The sequence below is a fragment of the Luteolibacter rhizosphaerae genome (assembly GCF_025950095.1).
Classification (GTDB): Bacteria; Verrucomicrobiota; Verrucomicrobiia; order Verrucomicrobiales; family Akkermansiaceae; genus Haloferula; species Haloferula rhizosphaerae.
On record NZ_JAPDDR010000018.1, the window covers coordinates 33142 to 59607 of the forward strand.

Below are 26466 nucleotides of genomic sequence, written 5' to 3' on the forward strand. Positions count from 1 at the left end.
TCGGAACTTCATGATTGCCAGTCATTTTCTCGCATGCGCAAAAGTGCTTCAAGCGCGCGGCAAGCTCAGGACAAAGCAGGCCCCGGCTTCGTTTGCCGCCAACTCAAGATCGCCGCCGCCGGCCCGGGCCAAGCGCCGCGACAAAGCGAGTCCCAATCCGACCCCGGGCCTGCTCTCCGCCGCCGCCGCCGCCGATTTGTGAAAGGGGCGGAAGATCTGCTTGCGCTCACCGGCCGGGATGCCTTTGCCCTGATCTCTCACCCGGATCTTCAGGGTGCAGGCGCTTGCGGTGGCATCGAGCGTCACAGGCCCGGCGCCATACTTCGCCGCGTTGTCGATCAAGTTGAAAAGCACGTGCTCCACCGCCGCCGGATCGGCCTTTACCTCGCTCTGCCAAACTTCGCCGGAGGTATCCGCGATGAAGTCCACTCCTGCTTCCTTCAAGCGCCCGCGGAAGCGTTCCAGCATACTTTCCACCATCGGGCCTGCCTGCCGCCGGGTCGCGTTTGAGTGCTCGCAGCGGCGCTCGATGCGGGAGAAGGCCAGCACGTTTTCCACCAGATGCGAGAGTCGTTCGGCCTCGCGCCGGAGGGTGTTGAAGTAGTCGCCGCGCTTCTCTTCCTTCACCGCACCGCTGGCCAGCATGTCCGAGTAGAGTTGGAAGGTGGTGAGGGGCGTCCGCAGTTCGTGGGTTACGGCAGAGACGAAGGAAGCCCGGCGTTCGCTCAGGCGTAGCAAGCCGATCACGAGGAGCCATGCGGCCAAGATGGCCAGCGCCGCGGCCGCCCAGCCAGCCATCAGAGGAAAGGTCACGCTGCGGGGCAGGGATGAGGGGAGCTGGGTGTGATCCGCCACCGCCAGCTTCCATGGGAAGGATGCCAGCGTGGTGCCTTCCTCGAGATCACCCCTGTCGCTCGCAATCAGTTGCGATCCGGGGAAGAGATCCGCCACTTCGTCTAACAGCAGCGACTTGAGCGCCGCCTCGTCGAGCCAGACTCCTTGGATCGAGCGCAGGATCTTCTCACCCGGCTGCTTCCACTGCAGATGGCGGAGCAGGAGGAGCTCTCCCCCGATCCTGGCAGGCCGCGGCAGACTGCTGCGCAGCAGACTCCAGCTTCCCACCGAAGGGGTGGACATATTGTTGAAGTCGAACTGAGCCTTGCTGGTTTCCACCGCGCCTTTGATCACCTTGGAGCGGTTCGCCATTTCCTTGGCATTGGCCAGAGTCTGGTAAGTTTGGCTGGCCCGTGGATAGGCGCGCTGATCGAGCGGTGGCGCGCTTTCTTCCTGAGCTACCGGCTCAGCCTTATCGGGTGACTTTTTTGGAGCCTCCTTCTCGGCGGGAACCGGTGCGGGTTCTGGAGGAGAGATGGCCCATGATGACGGGATCTCCGGCATCTGTTCACACATGCTATCGAAGGCCGCGCGCGGTGCGGATAGTCCGAGTGCGCGGGATAGCATCGGTATTTTGTCCGGATCGTCCGCGAGCAGGATACCATCCTCCCGCGCATCGAAGCGCAGCTTGACCTCCGGTCCGGCGGGTTCCTGATTGCTGCCGTCCGGCACGGGGCGCTGGGCTTCCTCCGCGATCCACGAGGCCGCCGCCGCATCCATGCGCCACAATGCGAGCCGGATCTGCTCCTGCTCGTCCGCCCGGGCTTCCATCTCGGAGCGATGACGCTCGCCTTTGATGACTCCCTTCGTGAGCGCGGCCATGGCACCCAGAATCAGCACGGCGCACAGGGCGATCAGCCCGTGCACCATCCACACTGTTCTGCCGCGCGCGCTCATGGCTCGGCGTGGAACCTCCATCCTTTTCCGCGCACCGTCACCAGCATTTCCTGGCTGCGGTCGCGCAGTTTCGTCCGCAGGTGCATGATGTGCATGTCTAGCGTGCGGGTTTCCGTGCGATCCGGATCCAGCCCCCACACGTGGCGCAGGATCTCCTCGCGCGAAACGGTGCGGCCGGATGCGTCCAGCAGGTATCTCAGCAGGCCGGTCTCGCGTTCGGAGAGAGTGCTATCCGAGCCATCCTCGAAGATGATCCGGCCGCTGGTCAGATCGACTCGACCTCCCGGGAGAGGGCGCTCCTCGGCGGGTGCCGGGCGCTCGCAGGTACGGCGCAACACGGCTTCCACGCGTGCCAGCAGCTCCCGCACGCTGAAGGGTTTCATCACGTAGTCGTCCGCGCCGAGACTCAGGCCTCGAACGCGGTCGTTCTCCTCGCCACGGGCGGAGAGGATGATCACCGCCTGTCCGGGCCGGTGCTTCTTGAGTTCGGAGAGGATCGAAAAGCCGTCTCTACCGGGTAGCACCAGATCGAGCAAGAGAAGCCGGTAGTTCGCACGCAGGGCCAGATCCAGGCCGGTCATGCCCTCGCCCGCTTCCAAAGTACGGTATCCGCCGTACTCCAATGCATCGACGACCCCGCGTCGGATGGCGGGGTCGTCTTCGATGACAAGAATGGTCGTCTCCGGCATTACAGGATTCTATATCGGAATCGCGAACGGGGATCAAGGCGGCTACTTGACCGACTTCCCGGCGAAGGGGATCTTCGTCGTCTTCACGTCCAGCAAGGGTCCTAGCTCGTAGACGTTCGTGTAGCCGTAGGCGTGGAGGTTGATGAAGGTCGGGATGTTCAGCGCCACCGGGGCGCGTTTGTCCGCGAAGTTCGCCCGCTCCCCGGTGAAGTTGTTATTGCAGTAGATCAGGACCTTCGTGTCCTTCGCCGGGATGATCTTGGCAAGGGCTTCCTCCGTGAAGTCGGTGAAGGCCAGATGCACGGCACCCTTTATGTGGATCTGCTCATACTTGTCGCGGCTTCGGGCATCCAGGACGACCACGCCAGGCTTTTCGGCGGCGCGGAGGAATTCGTCCTCGGAAAGCCGGCGTTCCTGGCGGACCCGGTCGAGTCGCTTGGCCAAAGTCCTGAAGCCCGAATAGTCGATCTTCGGGTTCGGCGGTTCCTCGCCCAGGGAGACACCGGCGGCCATCAGCGCCAGACCGGCTGCGGCGAGCACGAGACAGGTCGTTTTCATTTCGGGAATATGGGTCTGGATCGGCTCCGCTGTCCGTCAATCGAGTGTAAATTCGCCGGGGCTCATTGGCCGAAGCTGTAGCCCACCGCCGTGGCTTGGCCTTTTACGGTCGCCACGATCGCTTGATCCAGCGTCTGTTCACCCGTCGTCTCCGCCTGCTTCTTCAGCGCCTCGGCCACGAAGGCCTCGCGCTCGCGGTTCAGCGTCATGATCTTCTGCTGTAGGCTGGCGCGGGTTTCCGTCATCTGTTTCACGTGCGCCTCGCGCTGCTCCGGGGTCATCGTCTTCATGGCTTCCGGAAGTTGGGCGGCGGGGATGTCGGCCAGCTTCACCGTGCCTTCCCGGCAGGCATCCACCAGGTCCCACGAGGTGTTGCAGTAGTTGAAGCTGGCCTTCGAAACGGCGCGTTGCTGGGCCGCGCCCGCTCCGGCATTGGCCGCCGCATTGTTGTCCTCGGACATCTGTTTGGCGGCACCTTCCTTGGCATGCACGCCGTAGCCCAGATAGGTCTTGTTCAGATCGATGCCTAGCGCGGCGATCTGCTTGTCCTGCGGGGCATCGATGTGGACCACCGCCTTGTCCTGGTTGATCGAGAGGAACTTTCCTTCGGCCAGTGCGGCGCCGTCATGCCAGGCTCCGGAGATGCCTTCCTCCCGGCTGCCGCAGTGAATGGTGTTCACCACGATCCCCTTCGCCATTGCATCGCGGCAGGCTTGGCGGGCATCGACGGGGCCTTGGGTGAAAGGCTCGTTGCCGGCGATGAAGACCGCCTTGTAGGTGCGGGGCGAGGGATCCCAGGAGAGGTCGGCCAATGCGCGTTGGATCACCGCGCCGCAGTACTCGTCGCCGCCGTTGGTGCGGAAGGCGAAGAGCTCGCGGCTGATCTCGTCCAGGTCGCGGGTCAAGGGCTCCACCTGGCGGATCCAGTTGTTGCCGATGTGCAGGCCGTTGTTGCCGTATTCGTAGAGCGCCACTTCCACGAAGGGGGCGCGGCCGCCGCGCTTGGCGTCGTTGAAGGAGTTCACGACTTTCCAGAGCTGCGTCTTCGCCTGTTCGATCAGGCCGTCCATGCTGTTGGAGGTATCGAGCAAAAGCGCGATCTGCACCTTGTCCTGCGGGTCGCTCGGAAGATGGGTGGGGAAGGGGCCGGCAGCATAGGAGCCGCAGGCGAAGGCGACCGAGGAGAGGAGTGGAATCGAGAATAGGATCTTCGTTTTCATAACGACCCATCCCTAGCCCGGTCGCCGCAGGCTGTCCGTCAAGGCCCGGTAAATTCGCCGGGAGAGCGGGCCGCGGTTTTGCCGAAATTTTGCACAAGCCTCATCGCGCTTTGGCGCAGCCTTCCGCAAGATACGCTTTCATGAACCCCGGAGCAAGGAACCCGCTCCATCACCACCATGAGATCCCATCTGTTAGTCCTGCTGGCACTTGTCCCGGGCCTCCATGCTCAGGAAGCTGCTCCCCAAACACCGAATCCCTTCGTGAAAAAGGGTGAAGCTGCCAAGACCGAGAAGCCGCCCGGGCAATCCTACACGTCCGTGGTCGAGCACATCCTCGTTCCGCCGGATGACATCGCCGCATGGATGCGCGGGAACAGTGTCGGAGAGGATGCGGAGAAGCTCAGGAGCTTGGTTCAGGGATGGATCGATGAAGGCAAGGCGACGCTCGAACACACCGTGGTCGCAACCGGTGTGGCGGATCGGAAGGCGCATTTCTCCTCCATCGTCGAACTGATTTATCCCACCACCTACGAACCCGCCGGGACGGGAGTCTGGCCTCTCTCCACCGCGTTCGAGACCAGGAACACCGGACTGACCACTGATATCGTCGCCGTCAATTTCAAGGAGGGACCGCGGCTTGCCGTGTGGGGCGATCATGTCGCTTATGCTGGTAGCAGGGCATGGGACATTCTATCGAACCGGACCAAGCATCCTGACGACATTTTCATGCCGGACTTTCGCTCGGCCCGGGCCACATGGGGCGTCTGGCAGGAAGATCCACCGAACCGGCACGGCAAGCCCACGCAGGATGTTACGGACTATCTGCCTGTCCCGCAGGCTCTTGCTCCGGACAAGATTCAGCTCCTGGCGCGGATCGAGCCTCCACCGGAAGCGTGTGGAACAGGGATACCGACGCGACTCGTTTTCCTGAGGGGCGGCTTTTTGGAGCCCGCGGAAACCGGGGGCGTCGCCGAATCGCCGAAGCATCTGGCGTACGAGATGGTGGAGGTTCCCCAAGCGAAGTTCTCCGCATGGCATCGTTCGCGGCCCTTGGCCGGGATTGCTTCCGGCGCTTGGGATTTCGTCGAGGGTGTTAGAAAAAACGGTGAGGCGACTACGATCACCGGTGGCGACGGCATGGCCAATGGTTCGGCGGAGTGGCGCTTGGAATCGATCTACGAGCAGATCTACCCGACCGAGTACATGCCGAGCAACAAGAAGACCGTGATGAACCGGTGGGAGGAACCAAGCCGCCAATCCCAGAATGGCAAGTCGGTGGTGGGAACCGGAGTTTTCGAGCGATACCAGATTCAGTCGCTTCCCGGCTTGGATGGGAAGAGCCTGGCCACCAGTTTCGAAACCAGGAATGCAGGTTTCTCATTGGAACTGACCCCTTCCCGCGACGAATCCGGACTTCTGATGAAACTGAGCGCGAGCAACGTGGTGCGTCTCGGAGACACCGTTTCGCGGAGGATCGAAGTGGACGGTGAGTGGGTTCCCGACTGCACCATGCCGCTGTTCACCTCGAACTCCTTCGAGACGACCTGCCGCATTCCTTCCGGAAAATGGACTTTGGTCGGATCTGGAAGCCGTTTCACGGGCTTGGGGAAAACGGACTCGTCCCGCTGCATGCTCTTCTTCGTGAAACTGGAGTGACAGCGGCTTCTTTCCCCGGTTGAGTCGATGGATTCCATCATGAGAAAAGCGTCCGCTTCCGAATCAACAACCACGCTGCGCAGGCCGTGGTTGTTGACCGGGGCGATGTCCCTCCTGGTCTCAATCGCGGTGGTAGCCGGAGCTTTCATGCTGGGCAGGCAGGAGACGCGGATTTCGCAGAAGCCGGAGGGCAACCGCGTCGAGGACTTCTTCCGCGAGTCGAATCGGCGGGTGGCGGAGATGGAGCGTCTCTGGGAGCAAGCCTTGGATGAAGAGGCGACCCGTCTCCTCGACAAGGGGCTCGGAGATCCACCGGATGGTTCCGTGATTGCAGGCGTGGTCCAGCGCTCCCTGCTCACGGTTACACTCAATGATCCCGCTCGATCTCATCTCGCCGCGGGCGGCGGGTCGCCACGCTGGATGCCGGTGCTTGACCGCTACGAGAAGAAGGAGAAAGGAGAATGGGTTCTGCCAGAGGGCAGGGTGCTCAACGGCAGCGGCTGGATCGAGATGGCCGATCGACCTCCGACATGGTGGCACGGAAACGGCCGCTCGGTTGCATTGCTGATGGTGGCTCCGGAAACGGCTGCGCAAGTGGTTGCCGATGATCTCAAGCCGAGGGCCGAGGAGGCAGGCATTGCTGGTGAAGCGGGAGCCTTGGCATTCATCGGGCCGCATGGGTCACCCTGGATGAGCAGCGGGAAGATTGACCAAGGCATCAAGCCGGACGAGATCCTCCGCCATGTGTCCCGTTTCGGCGATTGGAGCCTGCATCGCTATTATCCTGTGAGGGTAGAGATGGTTTACCGCCTGCCGGTTTTCGTGGGCTCATTCGCCCTTGCTCTTCTCGTTCTATCGGGGGGTCTCTGGGTGGCTGCGGCGCAGAAAAAGGCCTTCCGTCTTGCGGAGCAGCGCGTGAGCTTCGTGAACCAGGTCTCCCATGAACTTCGGACTCCGCTCACCAATCTCCTGCTCAATACCGATCTGGCGCTCGACGCCCTGCCGGTGGAAGACGGGAAGATCCGCCGCCGTCTCGGACTCATCCGCGAGGAGACATCGCGCCTCTCGCGCATCGTGGATAACGTGCTCGCGTTCGCCCGCATCGAGCGCGGGAAGGCGCTACTATCGCCGGTCCGCTGTGATCTCCGGGAGATGTTAGAGGAACTGAGGGAGAACTTCGCACCGCTCTTCGAGCGCAAGTCGATCGTCTGCGATTACAACAACGAAGTCTCCGCGGGCATCCTGGCCGACCGCGATTCGCTGGCACAGATTCTCTCCAATCTCCTCTCGAATATCGAGAAGTATGCGGGTGAGGGGGCCAAGGCCCGCGTCGCGCTGCGTGCCAGGGATGGCCAACTTCTCGTCGATGTGATAGACAATGGTCCGGGAATCCCGCGCGAGGCACGGCAGCGCATCTTCCTACCCTTTGAACGCGCGGGCTCCCGTGTGGATGAGGGAACCAGCGGCACTGGCCTTGGACTCGCCATCAGCCGTGATCTCGCTGAGCGCATGGGCGGTCGACTGGAGCTCCTCGCTTCGGAGCGCGGCGCCAGCTTCCGCCTCGTTCTCCCCTTGCACGAATCTCCCGTCGCATGACCATCCTCCTTGCTGAAGATGACGCGGTCACCCGCGAGGCTCTTGCCGAATTGCTCGTTGGCGAGGGGCATCAAGTCGTCGCGGCGAAGGATGGCCGAGAAGCGCTCGCCCATTGGTCCGCTCACCGGCCCGGGCTGGTCCTGCTCGATATCATGATGCCGCACGCGAGCGGCTACGAGGTCTGTCGTGCCATCCGGAGCGAGGACCGGCACACCCCCGTACTGTTCCTTTCCGCCAAGTCGGAAGAGGTGGATGTTGTCCTCGGCCTCGAACTCGGAGCCGACGACTTCCTGCGCAAGCCCTTCGGCAAGCATGAGCTGCTCGCCCGGGTCCGGGCGCTTTTGAGACGACAGGAGATGCCCGTCCGTTCCGAGATCTTCCATCTCGGTTTGTGGGAAGTGCATCCCAAACGGCTTCTCGCACGGAGGGACGATGCCGAGGTCGAGTTGACCGTCCGTGAGGTCAAGATGCTCACGCTCCTGGCCCGCCGCCGTGGCGAGGTGCTCACCCGGGATGAATTGCTGAACGAGTGTTGGGGGATGGAATATTATCCCGAGTCCCGCACCCTCGACCAGCACGTGCTGAACCTGCGGAAGAAGATCGAGGCTGATCCCTCCCGACCCGCCTTGATCGAGACGGTCCGAGGAGCCGGCTACCGCTATCCCGCGCCATAAGGCAGCTGATCCTTGATTTCCCCTTTGCAGGCGGCGGCCTTATGCACCACAGCTAGGCAGTGTCCTCCGTCCTGGATTGCAGCGGCCCCTTTGCCCATCGGAATCCGCGGCTCTACGTTTATTTCACCACCCTCTACAATGCCCGGGCCTATTACCCGGTGCTGGCCATCTTCTTCACGGACCTCGGACTGACGCTTGAGCGCTTCGTTTTCCTGAATCTGATGTGGGCGCTGGCGATCTTCGCACTGGAGGTGCCTTCCGGTGCGATGGCGGACACCATCGGACGCAAGAAGCTCTTGGTCTTCGCCTCCTGCATCATGGTGGTGGAGATGCTGATCCTGCTCATCGCCCCGAAGAACGGCGGGGCCCTGCTCTTCGCCTTGTGTATTCTGAATCGGGTTCTGTCCGGGGCTTCCGAGGCGGCGGCCAGCGGTGCCGATGAAGCGATCGCATACGATGCCTTGCCGGAAGAGGGGAGGGAGGATGCGTGGGACGGGGTCATGTCCGCCGCCATGCGCTGGCGCTCCGTCGGCTTCTTCATCACGATGATCCTCGGTGGACTGCTCTACGACACCGCGTGGCTGGCGCCGGTAGGTCTGCACATTCCTCCGGAGGTATCGCACCGCCTCCCGATTGCCGTGGTCTTCGTGCAGGCGATCGCCTGTGTTTTCATCACTCTCCGTCTGGACGAGACGCCATATTCCCACGCCGATCTCGGCCAACGTTGCCGCTCCGCTTTCCGTCTGACCTTGAAGACGGCCAAGATGGCCTTCACCACCCGAAACATCGCGGTGATCATCGTGGGCGGGCTGCTCATCGACTCCGTCGCGCGGAATTTCGCCACCATTACCAGCGAGTATTACCGCCTGATTCAGATCCCGGAATGGTCTTTCGGTCTTTTAGGCGCTCTCTCAGGGGCCATCGGCTTCTTCGTGCCCAGCTTGGCGCGCTATCTGAATGTCCGCTTCTCGCCCCTAGGCGTGCTCGGGATCGCGGCCGGGGTGACGATCCTCTCGCTTTCCCTGCTTGCCCCCGCGTGGCCGTGGTTCGGCCTGCTGCCGGCGATGTCGCTCATGACGATGCTGGGCTTGGTCGGTTTCACGGTCAGCCGCCACCTTCATGCATCGGCGGATTCTTCGCAGCGCGCCACACTCCTCAGTGTCCGCGGTCTGGCCTTCAATCTCGGGTATGGCAGCTTTTCGCTCGCCTTCTCGATGCTTCTGGCCGCGATGCGAAAGACCGCAGGTGACGATGCCTTCCGGGCCGCCCTGCTCTGGCAGCTTCCCTTTGTCGCCGTGATGATCGCCACCTTCTTCATCTGGGCCCGTCTCACAAAGCCGCGGGAGATCGCCAGTGCGGATTGAGCCGAAGAAAAGATCGCAATCCCGGGAAAGCAGCACCATGTTGCGATCCTGAGAAAGCCATGAAAACGGTCCTCCTCGCGGCATCGCTGCTGACCGCCACCACTTCGTTCGCAGCGTTCCCGACCCTGCAGCTCAAGCCGGTCGCGGTGGGGCAGTTCAACTCTCCCACTACGGTCACTCACGCCGGAGACGGTTCGGGGCGTCTTTTCATCACCGACCAGCGCGGGAAGATTCACATCCTTGAGGACGGTGCGGTGCTTCCCGCTCCGTTTCTTGATCTCTCCGCGAAGCTGGTGACCGAGCAGGCTGGCTTTGACGAACGCGGCTTGCTTGGTCTCGCCTTTCATCCCGGCTACAGCGGTGAGGGCCCGGGGGCGGGACGCTTCTATGTCTTTTACAGTGCGCCGTCGCCGGATTCTCCCGGTCCCGCCAATAATCCGGTCAACTGCCGTAGCGTGATTGCCGAGTATCGGGTCTCGGCCTCGAATCCCAATCTCGCCGATCCTCTCACCGAGCGGGTCCTACTGAGCTTCAACAAACCGCAGTTCAACCACAACGGCGGCGAACTCGCCTTCGGGCCTGACGATGGGTTTCTTTACATCTCCACTGGAGACGGCGGCAGCTCGAACGACGACGACGTCGGTCACACCGGTGGTTCCTCATCGCGTCCTCCCGGTGCATTGGGCAATGCGCAGGATGTCACCAGGCTTCTTGGAAAACTGCTCCGCATCGATCCGCTCGGCACGGATGGCCCGGGCGGGCAATACGGGATCCCGGCCAGCAACCCGTTCGTGCTCGCGGATATTCCCGCAGTCGATGAGCGCAAGGAGATCTACGCTTATGGCCTCCGCAATCCCTGGCGCTTCTCCTTCGATTCGGGAGGCGCTCACCGGATGTTCCTGCCGGATGTGGGGCAGGGGAAGTTCGAGGAAGTCAACCTGCTCGTCGCCGGTGGCAACTACGGCTGGTCGCGCTTCGAAGGCCCCTTCGACTTCGATGTAACCACGCCCTCGACGGGGCCCTACGTCACTCCCATCGCCGCCTATGCGCATCCGGGGCAGGCTGGTTCCACCGGTCTCTTGCCGATCGGTCTCAGCATCACCGGTGGTCACGTCTATCGCGGCAGCGAGATGCCTTCGCTGGATGGCAAATACATCTTCGGCGATTGGTCCACGAGCTTCGGCTCTCCGGCCGGGACGTTGCTCGGATTGGAGGAGACCACTCCCGGAAACTTCACGCTTTCGAAGCTCGATATCGTGGGAGGGAATCCGATCGGACGCTACATTCCCGCCTTCGGCATCGATGAAGCGGGCGAAGTTTACGTCGCAACCCGCACGATGCTCGCCCCCTCCGCCACTCTGTCGGATGGCACTCCGTCCGGCCAGCTCTTCAAACTCGTGGAGGCGGAGGTGGAGAATCTCCAGCTTCCCGCGGACCGCGACAACTCGATCTATTCGGAGCGCACCGAGAATTCGAACGGTCAGGGCGATCTCTTTGCCGGGCTCATCGCGAATTTCTCGGGCATGCGCCGTGCCTTGATCCGCTTCGATCTCTCCGGCCTACCTCCGGGTTCGTCTGTCGCCACCGCTGCCGTCACCATTGAGGTGAACAAGGTCGGCACTCCCACCGGAGGGAATTTCGATTTCACGCTTCACCGCCTTACCCGCGATTGGGGTGAGGGCAACTCGTCCGGCACCGGGACCGGTGCACCCGCCGCGGCAGGGGAAGCGACTTGGCTTCAGTCTGCTTTCGGAAGCCAGTCGTGGACTACCGCCGGGGGTGACTTTGTTGCCGCCGCCTCAGCCACTGCTTCGGTGGGCGCTCCGGACTTCTACACTTGGTCTTCACCCGGACTCGTGACCGACGTTCAGGGCTGGCTAAGCCAACCCGCCACCCGCTTCGGCTGGATTCTCCGTGGCAATGAAGTCACTCCGTCGGCGAAGGTCTTCACCTCCCGTCATTCTGCAAATGGTCCGGTTTTGACCGTGAGCTACTACACCCCGCCAGCGCTCACGCGGCGCGAAGCATGGGAGCGTCAGTTCTTCAAGCCGGGCCAGTTCATCGATCCGGATGGCGACGCCGATGCCGATCGCATCGCGGCCTTGCTGGAGTATGGGTGGGATCTGGATCCCACGCTTCGTCAGGACCTCTCCGCGTTCCTGCAGATCACTCTCTCGCCATCCAGCGCAGCCGTTGCCTTCCGTCGCGATCCCCGTGCGGTGGATCTGGAGTATCGTCTGGAGACTTCGCCGGATCTGGCCGTGTGGACCCCGGTGGTCACCTCCACCGCAGGTGCCCTTCCCACCGGACCGGCTTATGTATCCGAAGGCGCCGACCCTTTGAATGCCGCCACCCGGCGCGTCGTCGCTTCCATCCCGCTCACCCCGGCATCCCAGAAGGCCCTCTTCGTCCGTCTCAGCATGAGGCGTCTCTAACGCTTTCCTCCGGTCAAGGCTCGCACCACCAAGCCGGCGACAATCCCGGCTACCAGCACCAGCCAGAAGCCCGGTGCCTTGATCACTTCCGCGGGTGGACTCATCCCGAAAACGGCGACCAGCGTCGCGAGCGGGAAGAAGGTGGCAACCAGCCGGTTCAGCTTCCGGGCTTCCACCGCCGCATCATGGGCGAAGCGTGATTGCTCCTCGGTATTCTCCGCCATCGAGAATTCCATGCCGGCTTTCACATCCGCGGCTACCAGGTCGATCGCTCGTTCCAGTTCCACCGCCCGGTCACGGAAATTGATCAAGCGACGGTCTTCCTGTCGTGCCTCGCGGGCCTTTTGCATCACCGCCAGCATGTTCCGTGTGGCCCGCAGCAGGGGTGTCACGTGCTTCATCACCTCGAAGTACTGACGCGGTGTTTGCGCCGCTTCCACTTGGGTGTCCAGCGCATGGATGTTGTCCCGGTAGCGGGTCATGTGCGCGTCCAGCGCTGCCAGACCGCCGCCATCCGGTGTGCTTTTCCAGTCGCCGGTCGGTTGCTGCCAGAGCAGCACCGGCTTGCGGATTTCATCATCCTCCGGCTCGGGCGGATGGTGCAGGATGAGAAGGAGATGGCCATCCTCGTCCATCAGACGCTGGCGGCCGGCATCGTCTCCGAGGCGCTTGCGGATGGCCTCTGGCAGGTCCCACGACTTCGGGAGGAAGTTCGGTCGTTTTGTTTCCACGCATCCTGATCTAACGATTCCATTTGCGCCCGGCAAGTTCGCGACGATTGGGAGTTCCAGGTGTTTTTCCCATGGTGAGAGCGCTCTTCTTCCTGCTAATCCTAGCTTCCCTCGCGTCGGCACGGACCCTTCGCGATCTCCCCTACGCGGGTAAGAAGAGTCATCCTTATCAGAAGCTCGATCTCTACCTTCCCGATCAGCCGTCGAAGAAGGCCCGCCCGGTGTTCATTCTCATTCACGGCGGCGGCTGGTCGATGGGCGACAAGTCGAACAAGCATTTCGTCGAGCCCAAAACTTCATGGCTCGTGGATGGCGGCTACATTGTGGCCTCGGTCAACTACCGCCTGGCACCGACCGCCAAGCATCCCAAGCAGGTGGAAGACGTCCTCCGGTCGATCACTTGGATCCAGAAGCACATCGCCCGTCATGGCGGCGATCCGCAGCGCATCTACTTGCTCGGTCATTCTGCCGGTGCGCATCTCGCGGCGCTGGCTGCTGTCGATTCCGCGCGTCAGAAGACCGCGGGCATTGATCCGGCCGCGATCCGTGGCGTTGTCCTGCTAGATGGTGCGGGCTACGACATCACGCGCCAGTATCCGGCGCTCCGTGAAGGAGGGGCCATGCAGAAGATGTATCGCCACGCTTTCACGGATGACCCTACCACTCAGCGCGATGCCTCGCCGGTCCACCGTGTCACTGCGAAGGCGCCGCCATTCCTGATTCTCCATGTCGCGCGTCGGGCCGACTCGCGTCTGCAGTCGAATTTGCTCGCCACCGCTCTCCGAGAAGAGGGTGGCAAGGCCAAGGTGCTCGCCGTGGACAAGACCCACGCCACCATCAATGCCGACTGCGGCAAGAAGGGCGATCCGGTTACCAATGCAATCAGTGCCTTCCTTGCGCGCTGATCCGCGTCACTCGAAGAAGGTGTCTTCGTGACGGTAGGGTGGCGCGCAGCAGCAGAGCATGCGCACTCCGTGATCCGTGCGGATCTGGTGCCATGCCCCTGCCGGGATGAGGATGCCATCGCCCGGTCCTACCTCGCGCTCCTCTCCTTCGATCTCCATCGTGCCGCGGCCCTCCAGCAGGAAATAGAACTCCTCGCTGTCCTTGTGCCAGTGGCGCTGCGTCGAGCCGCCTGCGGGAATCGTCGCCTCTGCCAAGCTCTGCATCCGTACCGGCGCATTCGAGAGATCCAGGATGCTGCGGATGGTCGATCCGTCCTTGGTCGTGAAGGGTAGCTGTGAATCGAGAGAGCGGACTTCCATGGCCCGCTCATCTCACATCGCGGCAGGATCGGCAATCGCGGCCGAACCTACTCGCCCAGGAATACCAGTTCTTCCGCAAGCTTGTTGAGCGAGAGCCGGGCCACTGGAAGCGTATCCGCCAGTTTGCCGAAAAGCTTTCTCGGCGCATCCTGCGGTGCACTGCGATTGTCCGCCGCATCCCGGTAGGCCCGTCGGGCGAAATCCTCGTAGAACTCCACCCCCGGAGCGCCGCGCCTCTGGCAGCGCCGCAGGAGAAAGCCGGGAAACAGCCCGGTCAGTATGAGGAACTGGTTTCCCGCCTCCAACTGCAGATGGAAACGCATCCGTCCGTGAGCGGATTCCAAGATCGCCACGAAATCCGCGGCATGGGTCAGGCCGGCGGGCAGGCTCCGCAGTGGGTCGCCCGTATCGCTCGCCAGCCGCTGCACCATCACGCCCGCCACATAGTCGGCCATTCCCGGATCCGTGATGCCTGCATCCAGAAAGGAGTGACGCACCAGCACGTAGAAATAGAAGGCGGGTGACACGCCCAGTGCTGCGGGCGAGTCCAGCAACCCGCGCAGCACTTCCTTGAGGTCCAGCATCTCGCGCAGGGCCCCGGGATCCTCCCATAGGGTCCAGAGGTGACGCCGTTCACCCCCCGGCGACAGAACGCGGCTGAGAAACGAAAAGTCGGCCGGGGTGAAACGGTCGCGACTCGACGGAATCCAAGTGCTCATCCTGTCCCTCTCCATAGCAAAAGTGGGGCCGAAAGTGCGATAGAAATTTCGGTTTCGTTAAATACATCGGCGGGAATCCCCGAAAATACGGGGAATTATAGACGGATTTCTATTGACAGAAAGATGCGGATTGGGCTTGCCGCATGCTTTTCCTATCCGTACACCCCGCGGCCCCACGCCGTGCGTGGGGAGAACAACCGACAAGCAACCATGACCCGGACCCAAAGATCCGTGGCCCTGGCCATCGCCGGAGCCCTAATGCTACCATCCTGCGCCACGCAGGCCACCGCTTCTAGCCGTAACAACGGCCAGACCGAGTGGGAAGTATCCACCGTCCAACACGGGAAAGCTTCCTGGTATGGCATCCGCTGCAACGGCGGAACCCGCACCGCGAGCGGTGAGCGTCTCAGCAATGGTGCTGCGACCGCCGCTCACAAGACCCTACCCATGGGGACGAAGGTCCGCGTGACCAACATGACCAACGGCAAGTCCGAGGTCGTCCGTATCAACGATCGTGGTCCCTACACCAAGGGACGGGTGATCGATGTTACGGAGGGCGTCGCTCACCGCCTTGGTTTTTACTCGCGCGGTATTGCCTCCGTGAAGGTCGAGGTGCTCAAGAAGGCTGAAGACTGAGTCTCCAGCATCCTACACCCTTCCAGGAATACCAACACACCCTCTTCCGCATCCCGGGAGAGGGTGTTTCTGTTTTTAGGTCACGCCTGTGGACGAGGTATTGACGAACTCACCCGGAAAGAGCGGTTGGGTTCCAATACAACTCCCGCCGGGGGGACCTCCGTGGAGATCACACGCCCGGCGGGTGGTTGTATTGGATAGCGGGGTTTCTCAGGCCCCTATTGGTGTTCTCCCCCCAGAGAACAGCATTCTAATGGCATCCGCCGTGCCAAACGGCGAAGAGCCGGTGTAACTTACCTAGATCCAATTGATTTAATATTTTGTTGCATTATGCAACTAGCGGAAGTTTATAGTAAAGCCTGCAAAAGTTTCAGCGATTCCTGAAATTCATTCAGCGCATTGGTGCAAGAGGGTTTCGATCCATGGTCTCCACCGCCAGTGCTGGCGGAGGGGCCTACAGGATCGCCGTGACGACACTGTGAGCCAGCAGGTGAAAGCCCAGCAGTAGAAGGCAAACAAGAAGCAGCTTCTTCATTTGCAGTCGCGTATGGGACGGGCTGCTGGACTTTGCGCTGCCATACATCAGAGCCAGCACTAGGATCTGAATTCCGCTGTAACCCGCCAGTACCGGTAGAACCTCTTGACTGCCAGTGTGGCGGCTGAGGATCCGGCCGGCGAGGAATCCCGTTGCGAGCATTACCCCCGAAGAAATAGTGATCTCAGGTAGATAGATCCGAAACATGTCGATCACCGAATTCACCGACCAAGGATGCCGATGCGTGGCATACAGCTCAGGCTGCAGGGGCACGAAGCGAGGTAGGGGCTTGCGGCTGGGAGAGGATTCCGGGCGATGATCGAAGTCCTCCGCTGAATCGCCCCAATCACAAGCAAGCGGAACGGCATCCTGGCCGGCTTGCAGCGGCATCGGGCTTAGATCCCGGGTGCCTTGGCGGGCTCTGCGGACCGGGGCTTGTTCCACCGGGAGCAGGCGTGACGAATCGGCCACGGCTTGGATCGGCAGCGGGAAGGAGGGCAGAACAGGGAGGCTTCGCATCGGGCAGGGAGGTGGCTTGGCCCTGCGGGAAGAAACTCTCATCCAACCACGCCACTCCGCCGGGGGCGATCTCCCTCACGGGGAATTCACCTGCCCGGCGGATTGGTTGAAAGTGGATGGCGGAGCGTTGTGGCTCCTGTTCTCCCCCCAGAGAACGGAAGTCACTCGGCATCCGCCATGCCAACTATACCGACACTACGCCAATTACTTATGTTCAAGGAAATGTTGCCAGGCTGCCGGCTTGTCGGACAGGTCGGGGCGCTTTTGACCATGCAAAATATTCAGGAAATGCTGAATATCATTCAGGCTTCACTTTTCCTTGGGGTGGAGGTGGTCCAATTCTTCACGCAGTCTTCATCACCGGCTCACTGCATCCCCTGAAACCCACCCCGGCCGCCGGGCGGATCTACCTATGATTCCCCGGCCGCCCCGCACTCTCCCGCTGCAAAGCGCGGAGGCCGCCATTTTTCGTGCCCGTATCATCTCATCCAACTTGGCATCATGACGAATCGAGAACTCCTTCAAGCGTCCCTCCTGTCCCGAAGTCTTTCACCCACCGTGAAAGATGCTGACTCGCCGGCCTTGCATCCGGCCTCATCCCATGTCATGGCCCGCCGCATGAAACGGGCAGCAAAAGCGATTTTTCTCGCGGCGGTGGCAATCTTGCATGCCGGAGCTCCGGTGGCGGAGGCTGCGATCCAACACGTTCAACTTCCGAACGCCAGCGGCAACTCGAACAACTGGTTCTTCTTTCCCGATCAGAACGGACAGCCGCGGGTGGTGACGAAGGGTAACCAGAACAACTCGCTGGTTCCCCTGCAGGTGCTGGAAGCCACTCCTCCCACCTGGACCCTGAGTTCTTCGGAAACGGTGGCTGCCAGCAGTCTCGGGACTTTCGTCCCCACCGGCACCGGTACGGGCAAACTGGTGGCAGCTCATATCGATGGCACGCGTAGCATCAACGTGGTCGATTTCGTGGCAGGGGAACCGGTTGGACTCGAAACAGCCGTCAGCAACATTTCGACAAATCTTCATTTCGGGAACCTGAGCGCCGCGGTCGACAGCGCCGGCTTCTTGCACATTGTCTACACCTTGGGAGCCGGTCCCGGCGCTACCTCTTGCACGTTGGTCTATGTGCGGCGGAACGTTTCGACCGGGGACTGGGCGAAGCATGAGGTGAATATTCCCGCCCGCGTGCTCGGCACTTCCGTCTTGGCGCCCACCACTTCCAGCGCGGTCCTCTATTTCTCCACCTCGGCGCTTCATCGCTGCACGCTGGATTCCTTCGGAAACGGCCAGCCTTTGATGACCAATTTCTCCATCCTCCATGTGCCCGCCCAAGGGATCGTGTCCGGAGCGATCAAGGCCACGCGTGTTTCGGGAGAAGATCGCATCCTTTACTTCTACTCCACCGGATCCACGACCTGGCAGTTCGCGCGGATGGAGTTTACAAGCTCCTCAAACTTCGCGCCGGTCGACATCCAGGATGTGGCCGCGGTGAGCGGCAGTGTCGCGCTCCCGATCAGCATCCACGTCTCCAACGGTGCAAACGGGAAAGAGCATATCGCGTGGTATGACCTGCGCTCCCGGCGCATCCACTACCTCGCCCCGGGCAGCGGCTCGGATGGCATTCCCTACTCCGCTTCGCAGCCTGTGACCTTGCAGAACCAGCCGGCGGGTGTTCCTGATTCGGACCTCCAGGGGCTTCACATCCGGACCTCGGACGGCGTTCCCTTCTTCCTCTATCGCCGCACGACCACCGCCGGCTATGTGGCTTTCGAAGGAGAGAACATCCCGGCTCCGGAGATTGCCTTGGTCAGCCCCTCGAATACGAACATCAACGACAATGGCTCCCATGGCTTCGGGAGCATCGTCACCGGCCAGGAAACAAGCCTGACATTCACGATCAAGAATATCGGAGAGACGACCCTCAGCGGCTTGGTGCCGACGATCGTTGCGAGCGGTTCTTCCGGTGACTTCAGCATCACGGACATGCCGGACACCTCGATCGCGCCGGGCGGCTCCTCCACCTTCACGGTGCGATTCGCTCCCAGCGCGAACGGCAAGCGCACGGTGAAGATCCAGATCCCGAACAACGATCTCGACGAGAATCCTTTCGACCTGAATCTCACTGGCACCGGCGTCCCGCCGCAGATTCCCGAGATCAGCCTTTCGCAAGGCAAGCTGGTCCTGACCGACGGGGTTTCGGAGGCGGATTTCGGAAGCGTGCTGCGCGGGTCCAACAAGACGGTGGTCTTCACCATCAGCAATGTTGGCCTGGCCAGCCTGACCGGCGTGACCGCTACCATCGACGGTGCAAATCCGGGCGACTTCACGATCACGAAGGTCCCGCTTACCACTGTCGCCGGCCGGAAGAAGACGACCGTGAGTGTCGCCTTCACCCCTGCCGCTTTGGGCAATCGTACCGCTTTCCTCCGCATCGCCAGCAACGACGCCGATGAGAATCCCTTCGATCTCGTCATCAAGGGGGTGGGCACCGGCCCGGAGGTGGGCGTCGAGCAGCCTGCCGGGACCGACCTGACGGACAATGCTTCCCAGCGTGATTTCGGATCGGCGGATATCAACGCTACCGTTCCGCTCACCTTCACCGTCCGCAACACGGGCAACATCGATCTGAAGTCCATCGGCGTGAAGTTCATCGGCGGCTTCCCGAAGGACTTCCTTCTCACCGCCAAGCCGCCGAAGGTTCTGGCTCCCGGTGCCTCGGCTACCTTCACCGTCACCTTCAAGCCGAAGGCGGCAGGTCTCCGGACCACCACCCTGCGCCTGACGAGCACGGATGCGGATGAGAAGTTCTTCGAGGTCGCGCTACAAGGCACCGGGAATGCCGCGGCCGCGGCATTGGCTCTTTCCCGCACCTTGCCGGAAGGCAGCGATCATCCCATTCTCGCCGCGATCACCGCAGCCGGCCTGAAGGGTGATGCTGCTGCAGTTGATGCCATCGCCCACCAGGACGGCGTGGAGAATCTCCTCAAGTACGCGTTCAACCTCGACCTTTCGGGTCCCGATTGCCGCACCTTGATTGCAGGCACCGGCACTGCGGGCTTGCCGGTCGTGACCGCCACCGCCGCGGATGGCAGCACCGTGCTCCGCTTCGAGTACATCCGCCGCACGGGTGCAGGCTTGGTCTATCAACCCAAGTTCAGCGCCGACCTCAGCACTTGGTCGGCTCCCGGGACTTCGCCGACCGTCGTCGCAATTGATGCGGGTTGGGAGCGCGTGACCTACGATCTCCCCGCCTCCGGTCCCCGCTTCGCGGTTGTCGAAGTGGGCTTCGCCACCGAGTGAAGCGCGGCTGTAGATCTCCGGTGCCCGGTGTCGTCGGCTTCCAACGACACCGGGCATTTTTGCGTTCATGTCCGATAATTCCCCGCGCGGGGCTGGTGCCACGAGTGACCTCGCTGACGAATGATCGTGACTCTGCATGCAAAACGTAATGTCCTCCGGCCACCTCCCAGGGCAAAAGGACACGTTCCTTAGGCGCGATGAATCTTACAATGTCGGGGGATCACAAGGAGCAGAAACAGGGAAGGTGGGTAGAGGCTTTCTGGGCGGGGCAGGCGGAGGCGCTCGAACTCATTCTCAGTGGTCTTCCCCTTTCCCGGGTGCTCGAGCGGATCGCCTGCCGCATTGAGGAAGCATCCGAAGATGGTGCCCTCTGCTCGGTCTTCCTCGCGAACCCGGAAGGAACCTTGCTGCGGCTCGCCGCTGCGCCTTCCCTGCCTGGCGACTTCCATGATGCCGCTGCTGAAATCCCGGTGGCAGAAGGCGTGGGCTCCTGTGGAACCGCGGCCGCTCTCAAGCGCTTGGTGGCCATCGACGACATCGTCAGCCATCCCGCCTGGGCCTCGGCGCGTGACTTCGTTCTCCTCCATGGTCTGAGGGCCTGTTGGTCGGTGCCGGTATTCGGCAGGGATGGCACGCTGCTCGGCACCATGGGGATCTACTACCGCGAGCATCGCAAGCCGGACGCGGACGAGCGGGTGCGGGTGGAGTCCGCTGCCAAGCTGGTAGCCTTGGCCATCGAGCGTGGCAGGGTGGCCGAGAAGGCGCGCGCTGACGAAACACTCCTCCGTATCGCCGGTCAGAATGCCCGCTTGGGAGGCTGGACAGTCGATCTCCCGCAGGGGCCGATCAATTGGTCCGCCGAGGTTTGCGCCATCCATGAGGTTCCCGCCGGTTATCGGCCGGGCTGGCGGGAGGCCTTCGACTACTACGCGCCGGATTCCCGGCCCGTGGTCTACGAGGCCTTCATGCGCTGTGCCGAGCAGGGCACCCCTTTCGATCTGGAGCTTCCCTTGATTACTGCCCGGGAGCGGCGGGTGTGGGTCCGTGCGATCGGGGAGGCAGTGCGGGACGGGGACGACCGGATCATCCGTATTCAAGGAGCTTTCCAAGACCTTACCGACAAGCGTGAAGCGGAAGAGAAGAGCCGCCGTCTCATGGAGCGTCTCACGGCCACCTTGGAAGCGGTGACGGAGGGTTTCTGCCTTCTGACCCGCGACTGGCGCTACAGCTACCTCAATCGCGAGGCCGAACACCTGCTACAACGCTCGCGCGATCAGCTGCTTGGCCGCGTGCTGTGGGAGGAGTTTCCGGAAGCCGTCGGAAGCACCGTCGAGCGTGAACTGGTGCGAGCGGTCAAACAGGGCGTGGTGGTAGAGTTTGAGAATTACTACCCTCCCTTGGGCGCGTGGTTCGAGATCCGCGGGCTGCCTACCGAAGACGGTCTGGCCATCTACTTCCGGGATGTCACCGCCCTGCGCAAGTCGCGCCAGCAGGTGAAGCTCCTCGCCGAGTGTGTCTCGCGCATCACCGATATCGTCATCATCACGGAGGCGGATCCCTTGGATGAGCCGGGCCCGCGCATCGTCTTCGTGAATGATGCCTTCACCGCGAGCACGGGCTACACCGTCCGCGAAGCGGTGGGCCGCTCGCCGCGCTTCCTTCAGGGGCCGAAGACCCAGCGGTCCGAACTCGATCGCATTCGCATCGCCATCGCCAAGGGAGAACCCGTGCGGGCCGAGCTGATCAATTATCGCAAGGACGGCAGCGAGATCTGGCTCGAGATCGACATCGTTCCCGTGAAGGAGGCCGGTGGTCGGGTCTCTTACCTGGTAGCCGTGCAGCGCGACGTCACCGAGCGCAAGCGCGCCGAGGAAGAGAGTCGCATGAGCGAGGAGCGCTACGTGCGCCAGCGGAACTCGCTCATCACCCTCACCGGCATCCAGCCATTGGAGATGGCGGATCCGCAGGCCGCCTTCCGCCGGATTACCGAGGCGCATGCCCGCGCCCTCGGGGTCGCGCGGGTGGGCATCTGGCTCTACGGCAGCGACCGCAGTTCCATCCGCTGCGCCGACTTGTATGAACTTGGGGAGCATCGGCACAGCTCCGGGCAGGAACTCTCGCAAAGCGGCTGCCGAGCTTACTTCGCGGCAATCGACGAGATGGACGTGATTGCTGCGGACGAGGCACGTTCCGATTCGCGGACCCGTGATTTCGCGGAGAGCTATCTGATTCCTCTCGGGATCACTTCCATGCTCGATGCCCCGATCGCCATCGGTGGCAGCATCGTGGGAGTGCTGTGTAGCGAGCACACCGGGCCGCCGCGGCGCTGGACGGGCGATGAAAAGACCTTTGCCGCCTCCGTGGCGAACTTGGTTTCGCTTGCACTCGAGGGTGGGGAACGCCGTCGTGCGGAGGACGCGGTGCAAGAGATCCGCCGCCGCTTCGAGATCGTGGCGGCTGCGACCAACGATGCCGTCTGGGACTGGGATCTGGTCAGCGATGAGATCTGGTGGAGCGATGGCTTCGAGAAGCTGTTCGGCTACCGTGGCGACGAGATCGAACCCAGTTCGGATTTCTGGGTGCGCCGGATCCATGATGACGACCGCGAGCGCGTGATGCGGGACGTCCGGGCGACCATTGCCGGGCCCGAGGATCACTGGAACAAGGAATACCGTTTCCGTCGTGCCGATGGTTCTTATGCATATGTGTTAGATCGCGGCTTCGTCATTCGGGACGAGCGCGGCCGGGGAGTCCGGATGGTTGGCGGGATGAGCGATCTCAGCGCTCACAAGCAGGCGGAACTCGATCTCGCCCGTCTCAATCGTGCGCTCAAGATGCTCAGCGCCTGCAATGAGGCGGTAACCCGGGCGGCAAACGAGGGGGATCTGCTCACGGAGATCTGCCGCATGGCGGTGGAAACCGGCGGCTACCGCATGGCGTGGGTGGGATACGCCCGTCATGACGCCGCCCGCAGCATCGAGCCTGTGGCATGGGCAGGCGAGGAGGGGGGGTATCTCAACGAGATTCACCTGACTTGGGATGAAAATTGTCCCACGGGCCGCGGTCCAGCGGGACAGACGGTGCGCACGGGAGAAGCCGTGGTCTGCCGTGACGTGGAGGCGGAGGATTCCGGCATCGCGTGGCTGGCGCAGATGAAGATGCGCGGATATCGCGGTGTCATCTGCTTGCCGTTGCGCGATGGCGAGCGCGTCTTCGGCATGATCGGGCTCTATTCGGACGAGGTGATCGACGTGGGTCAGGATGAGGTGAAGCTGTTCCAGGAACTGGCGGATGACCTTGCCTTCGGGATCGGCACCTTGCGCGGACGGGAGGAGCGGCGGCGCGCGGAAGACGTCGTTTTGAAAGTTGCGCAGGCCGTTTCCACGGGCACCGGGTCGGAGTTCTTCGACCTGCTCACCCTGAACATGGTTGAGGCCTTGGGCGGGCATGGCGGCTTGATCGGCCGCCTCGATCCGGACGATCTTTCCATCACCACGCTCTCCTGGGTGCTCGGCGGCAGTGTCCAAGAAGGTGTGAGCTACAGCTTGCGGGGTACTCCCTGTGAGAATGTCAGCGAGGGGAAGGTGTGCGTCTTTGATCGTGGCGTGCAGGAGCTCTTTGCGGATGATCACCTGCTGGTGGAGTTGGGAGTCGAGGCGTATGCCGGCATTCCGCTCCTGAACCGGGACGGGACCGTGGCCGGAATCATGGTAGTCCTTTTCTCGAAGCCGCTTGAGGAGACCTCGCTGGTCCAGTCCACCCTCCAGATCTTCGCGGCGCGAGCCGCGGCGGAGCTTGACCGGCAGAAGGCGGACGAGCAGATCCGCGCGCAGGCCTCGCTCTTGGATCGCGCGCGCGATGCCATCTTCGTCCGCGGTCTCGACCAGCGGATCCAGTACTGGAACAAGAGTGCGGAACGCCTTTACGGCTGGACGGCGGCGGAGGCGATCGGCCGTTCCGCGGAGGAATTGCTCTACCGCGAAACCGGAGCCTACCGGGAAGCTTCCGCCACCGTCTTGAACACCGGCGAATGGACCGGAGAACTCGAGCAAGTGAGCCGTGATGGCTCCCGCGTGGTGATCGAGGGCCGCTGGACCCTGATCCGCGATTCCGCGGACAAGCCCACGAGCATCCTCACGATCAATACCGATATCACCGAGCACAAGAAGCTCGAGCAACAGTTCCTGCGTGCGCAGCGTTTGGAGAGCATCGGTACCCTTGCGGGTGGAATCGCGCACGATCTGAACAATGTCCTCGCACCGATCAGCATGTCCATCGAGCTCCTGAAAAGCGATGTACAGGGTGAGCGCGGCAGGGAGCTTCTCGCCACCTTGGAGGCCAGTGCCAAACGCGGCGCGGAGATGGTCAATCAAGTGCTCTCCTTCGCCCGGGGCATGGAAGGGCGTCGCGTTGAATTGCATGTCAGGCGCTTGGTGGAGGATGTGGAGAAGATCGTTCGCGATACATTTCCGAAGAACATATCTTTCCGCCGTCATGTTCCGCGGGATCTTCGCATCATCCAGGGCGACCCTACCCAACTCCATCAGGTGCTCCTCAATCTGTGCGTGAATGCCCGCGACGCGATGCCGGAGGGTGGTGAGATCGCGATCACCGCGGAGAACGTGTATCTGGATGAACGCTTTGCCGCCACCGAGACCTCCGTGAAGGCGGGGCCGCACGTGCTCCTTCGCGTGGAAGATACGGGGCACGGCATTCCTGCCGCGGTGCTCGACAAGATCTTCGAGCCCTTCTTCACCACCAAGGCGGCAGGTAAAGGCACCGGTCTCGGCCTTTCCACCTCCTTGGCCATCGTGCGCAGCCACGGCGGATTCATCCGTGCCGCCAGCAACCCGGGGCAGGGGACCTGTTTTCTCATCGTCCTGCCGTCCTCCGGGTTCGCGGTGGAAGATGCCGCGGAAGCGGATGAAGCGGAGCTTCCCCGCGGTCGCGGTGAAAGGATCCTGGTGGTGGACGACGAGCCGTCCATCCGCCGCATCACCCGCCATACCTTGGAGTCCTTCGGCTATCAGGTCACCGATGCCTGTGATGGTGCCGAAGCGCTCGAGATCTACCGGGCGCAGGGGGGCGATATCTCCGCAGTGATCATGGATATGATGATGCCGGGGATGGACGGGACCTCGACGATCCGCGAGCTGATGAAGATGGATCCATCCGTGAAGATATTAGCTGCAAGTGGAATCAGTGAGAAAGGAAGACTGGCAAAGGAAGCCGGTGAATGCGTAAGATGTTTCGTTACCAAACCTTGTACTGCAGAAACCCTGCTCAAGGCTCTAAAGACCACTATCCACGGCCATGCTTGAAACGGAATCCGTGTGCATTCCTACGCGATCAAGTGAATGTTCACGCTGGACACCCCTGTCATACTGCCGACCTTCCACTCCCTAATGCCTCGCTACCCGGATGATACCCCGAATCTTCTCATCGTGGATGACGATGAGACGATTCAGCGACTGCTCGTCATCGCCGCCAAGGACAATGGCTGGCGGCCGCTCGCCGCGAGTTCGGGGAAAGAGGCTCTCGGGGCGGCGAGCGATGCCACCGAGGCGGTAGTGCTCGACCATGGTCTTCCAGACATGGACGGGCTCGCGACATTGATTCAGCTGCGCGAGCGTCACCCCGATCTCCCGGTGATCATGTTGACCGGGCTGAACGACGCGGAAACCGCGGTGAAGGCCCTTCGTGCGGGGGCCGCCGATTATCTTACCAAGCCTTTCGAACTGAAGCGCCTCTTCGACCTGCTGCGGGAGCTGAGGCGGGAGAAGAAGGAGGTGGCCGAGGTCCCTGCACCTGCGCCTTCTTCCAAGGTTCCGCGTGGTCCCATGCGCAGCTCCAGCCCGAAGGTTCGTGAGTTGCTCCGCCGCATGGAGAAGGCCGCGGCACTGGACAGCACGATCCTGCTGACAGGGGAAAGCGGCACCGGGAAGACCTACTTCGCCCGGGAGATCCATCGCATGAGCCGCCGCAGCGGGGAGGAATTCATCACGGTGAGTTGCCCGGCCCTGCCGCGCGAACTTCTGGAGTCGGAACTCTTCGGACACGAACGCGGCGCATTCACCGGAGCCACGGCTTCGCGGGCAGGTCGCTTCGAGGTGGCTTCAAAAGGCACCCTCTTCCTGGACGAGATCGGGGATCTGCCGCCGGAGCTCCAGCCGAAGCTTCTCAATGTCCTTCAGGACCGGGAGTTCTTCCGCGTGGGTGGGAACAAGCTGCTCAAGACCGATACGCGGGTCATCGCGGCCACGAATGTCGATCTGCGTTCCCGCGTCCAGCTTGGCACCTTCCGGGAGGACCTTTACTACCGCCTGAACATCATCGAGCTGAACATTCCTCCGCTGCGCGAACGCAAGGAGGACATCCCCGGTCTCGCTGCCGGGATACTCGCGCGCATTGCCGCGCGTCGGAGCTCCCCGGGCTGGAAGTTGTCAAGCGAGGCCCAGAAATCCCTCATCGCCTTCGATTGGCCGGGCAATGTCCGCCAGCTTGAGAATGTTCTGGAGCGGGCCACCGCGTTCACCGATGAGCCCACCCTTCACGAGCGGGACCTCGCGCCTCTCTTGGAGTCGCATCGCGAAGCGCCGGCCCCGGGCATGGGACGGCCGATGACGCTTCAGGAACTCGAGCGCGACGCCTTCATCCAGACCTACCACCTCAGCGGTGGTAACAAGGCGAAAACAGCGCGAGCGCTCGGGATCTCCGAGCGCTCGGTTTACAATCTTCTGGAACGTCACGGCCTCAAGTGAGGCCGGAG

At 62.2% G+C, this 26466-nt stretch carries 18 protein-coding genes; 10 read left to right on the forward strand and 8 right to left on the reverse strand.

Annotated elements, in window-relative coordinates:
• Positions 1-48 precede the first annotated feature (48 nt).
• The 4 genes from OJ996_RS24365 to OJ996_RS24380 form a co-directional block, all read right to left on the reverse strand.
• The gene (locus tag OJ996_RS24365; RefSeq protein ID WP_264516335.1) at positions 49-1791 is read right to left on the reverse strand and encodes a sensor histidine kinase; all 1743 of its coding nucleotides are present in this window, start codon (positions 1789-1791) and stop codon (positions 49-51) included.
• Positions 1788-2480, reverse strand: a complete 693-nt coding sequence (locus tag OJ996_RS24370) for a response regulator transcription factor (protein WP_264516336.1) — start codon at positions 2478-2480, stop codon at positions 1788-1790. The genes OJ996_RS24365 and OJ996_RS24370 overlap by 4 nt, the downstream gene beginning before the upstream one ends.
• Positions 2481-2522: 42 nt before the next feature.
• Positions 2523-3038, reverse strand: a complete 516-nt coding sequence (locus tag OJ996_RS24375; protein WP_264516337.1) for a rhodanese-like domain-containing protein — start codon at positions 3036-3038, stop codon at positions 2523-2525.
• A 62-nt stretch (positions 3039-3100) separates the two neighbouring features.
• A complete protein-coding gene (locus tag OJ996_RS24380; RefSeq protein ID WP_264516338.1) occupies positions 3101-4258 on the reverse strand; it encodes a vWA domain-containing protein in 1158 nt (385 codons plus the stop codon).
• A gap of 177 nt (positions 4259-4435) precedes the next feature.
• Between OJ996_RS24380 and OJ996_RS24385 the strand changes: the two genes are divergently transcribed.
• The 5 genes from OJ996_RS24385 to OJ996_RS24405 are packed head-to-tail and all read left to right on the forward strand — an operon-like array spanning position 4436 to position 11983.
• Positions 4436-5914 carry a hypothetical protein gene (locus OJ996_RS24385; protein ID WP_264516339.1) on the forward strand — a complete coding sequence of 493 codons (1479 nt, stop codon included), beginning with the start codon at positions 4436-4438 and terminating at the stop codon, positions 5912-5914.
• Between the two features lie 39 nt (positions 5915-5953).
• Complete coding sequence (locus OJ996_RS24390) at positions 5954-7510, forward strand: sensor histidine kinase (RefSeq protein WP_264516340.1); 1557 nt, start codon at positions 5954-5956, stop codon at positions 7508-7510.
• Positions 7507-8184: a response regulator transcription factor gene (locus OJ996_RS24395; RefSeq protein ID WP_264516341.1), complete on the forward strand. Its 678-nt coding sequence runs from the start codon at positions 7507-7509 to the stop codon at positions 8182-8184. The genes OJ996_RS24390 and OJ996_RS24395 overlap by 4 nt, the downstream gene beginning before the upstream one ends.
• 59 nt (positions 8185-8243) lie before the next feature.
• Positions 8244-9548, forward strand: a complete 1305-nt coding sequence (locus OJ996_RS24400; protein ID WP_264516342.1) for an MFS transporter — start codon at positions 8244-8246, stop codon at positions 9546-9548.
• 59 nt (positions 9549-9607) lie between these two features.
• On the forward strand, positions 9608-11983 hold the full coding sequence (locus OJ996_RS24405; protein ID WP_264516343.1) for a PQQ-dependent sugar dehydrogenase: 2376 nt from the start codon (positions 9608-9610) through the stop codon (positions 11981-11983).
• Here OJ996_RS24405 and OJ996_RS24410 read toward each other — a convergent pair.
• Positions 11980-12714 carry a magnesium transporter CorA family protein gene (locus OJ996_RS24410; RefSeq protein ID WP_264516345.1) on the reverse strand — a complete coding sequence of 245 codons (735 nt, stop codon included), beginning with the start codon at positions 12712-12714 and terminating at the stop codon, positions 11980-11982. The genes OJ996_RS24405 and OJ996_RS24410 overlap by 4 nt on opposite strands.
• Before the next feature lie 74 nt (positions 12715-12788).
• Between OJ996_RS24410 and OJ996_RS24415 the strand changes: the two genes are divergently transcribed.
• Entirely contained in the window at positions 12789-13619 is an 831-nt protein-coding gene (locus OJ996_RS24415; RefSeq protein WP_264516346.1) for an alpha/beta hydrolase, read from the forward strand.
• A gap of 6 nt (positions 13620-13625) precedes the next feature.
• Here OJ996_RS24415 and OJ996_RS24420 read toward each other — a convergent pair whose 3' ends face one another.
• Positions 13626-13979: a cupin domain-containing protein gene (locus OJ996_RS24420; protein WP_264516347.1), complete on the reverse strand. Its 354-nt coding sequence runs from the start codon at positions 13977-13979 to the stop codon at positions 13626-13628.
• Between the two features lie 47 nt (positions 13980-14026).
• A complete protein-coding gene (locus OJ996_RS24425; protein WP_264516349.1) occupies positions 14027-14698 on the reverse strand; it encodes a hypothetical protein in 672 nt (223 codons plus the stop codon).
• Positions 14699-14908: 210 nt separating this feature from the next.
• Here OJ996_RS24425 and OJ996_RS24430 point away from each other — a divergent pair, with 210 nt between their 5' ends.
• Positions 14909-15334, forward strand: a complete 426-nt coding sequence (locus OJ996_RS24430; protein WP_264516351.1) for a septal ring lytic transglycosylase RlpA family protein — start codon at positions 14909-14911, stop codon at positions 15332-15334.
• A gap of 454 nt (positions 15335-15788) precedes the next feature.
• Here OJ996_RS24430 and OJ996_RS24435 read toward each other — a convergent pair whose 3' ends face one another.
• Positions 15789-16388 carry a hypothetical protein gene (locus OJ996_RS24435; protein ID WP_264516352.1) on the reverse strand — a complete coding sequence of 200 codons (600 nt, stop codon included), beginning with the start codon at positions 16386-16388 and terminating at the stop codon, positions 15789-15791.
• Positions 16389-17006: 618 nt separating this feature from the next.
• Between OJ996_RS24435 and OJ996_RS24440 the strand changes: the two genes are divergently transcribed.
• The 3 genes from OJ996_RS24440 (at position 17007) to OJ996_RS24450 (ending at position 26458) form a co-directional block, all read left to right on the forward strand.
• Positions 17007-19697, forward strand: coding sequence for a choice-of-anchor D domain-containing protein (locus OJ996_RS24440; protein WP_264516354.1), 2691 nt, complete (start codon positions 17007-17009; stop codon positions 19695-19697).
• Positions 19698-19894: 197 nt separating this feature from the next.
• Complete coding sequence (locus OJ996_RS24445; protein WP_264516356.1) at positions 19895-25018, forward strand: PAS domain S-box protein; 5124 nt, start codon at positions 19895-19897, stop codon at positions 25016-25018.
• 84 nt (positions 25019-25102) lie between these two features.
• Positions 25103-26458: a sigma-54-dependent transcriptional regulator gene (locus tag OJ996_RS24450; RefSeq protein WP_264516357.1), complete on the forward strand. Its 1356-nt coding sequence runs from the start codon at positions 25103-25105 to the stop codon at positions 26456-26458.
• The last annotated feature ends 8 nt before the right edge of the window (positions 26459-26466 follow it).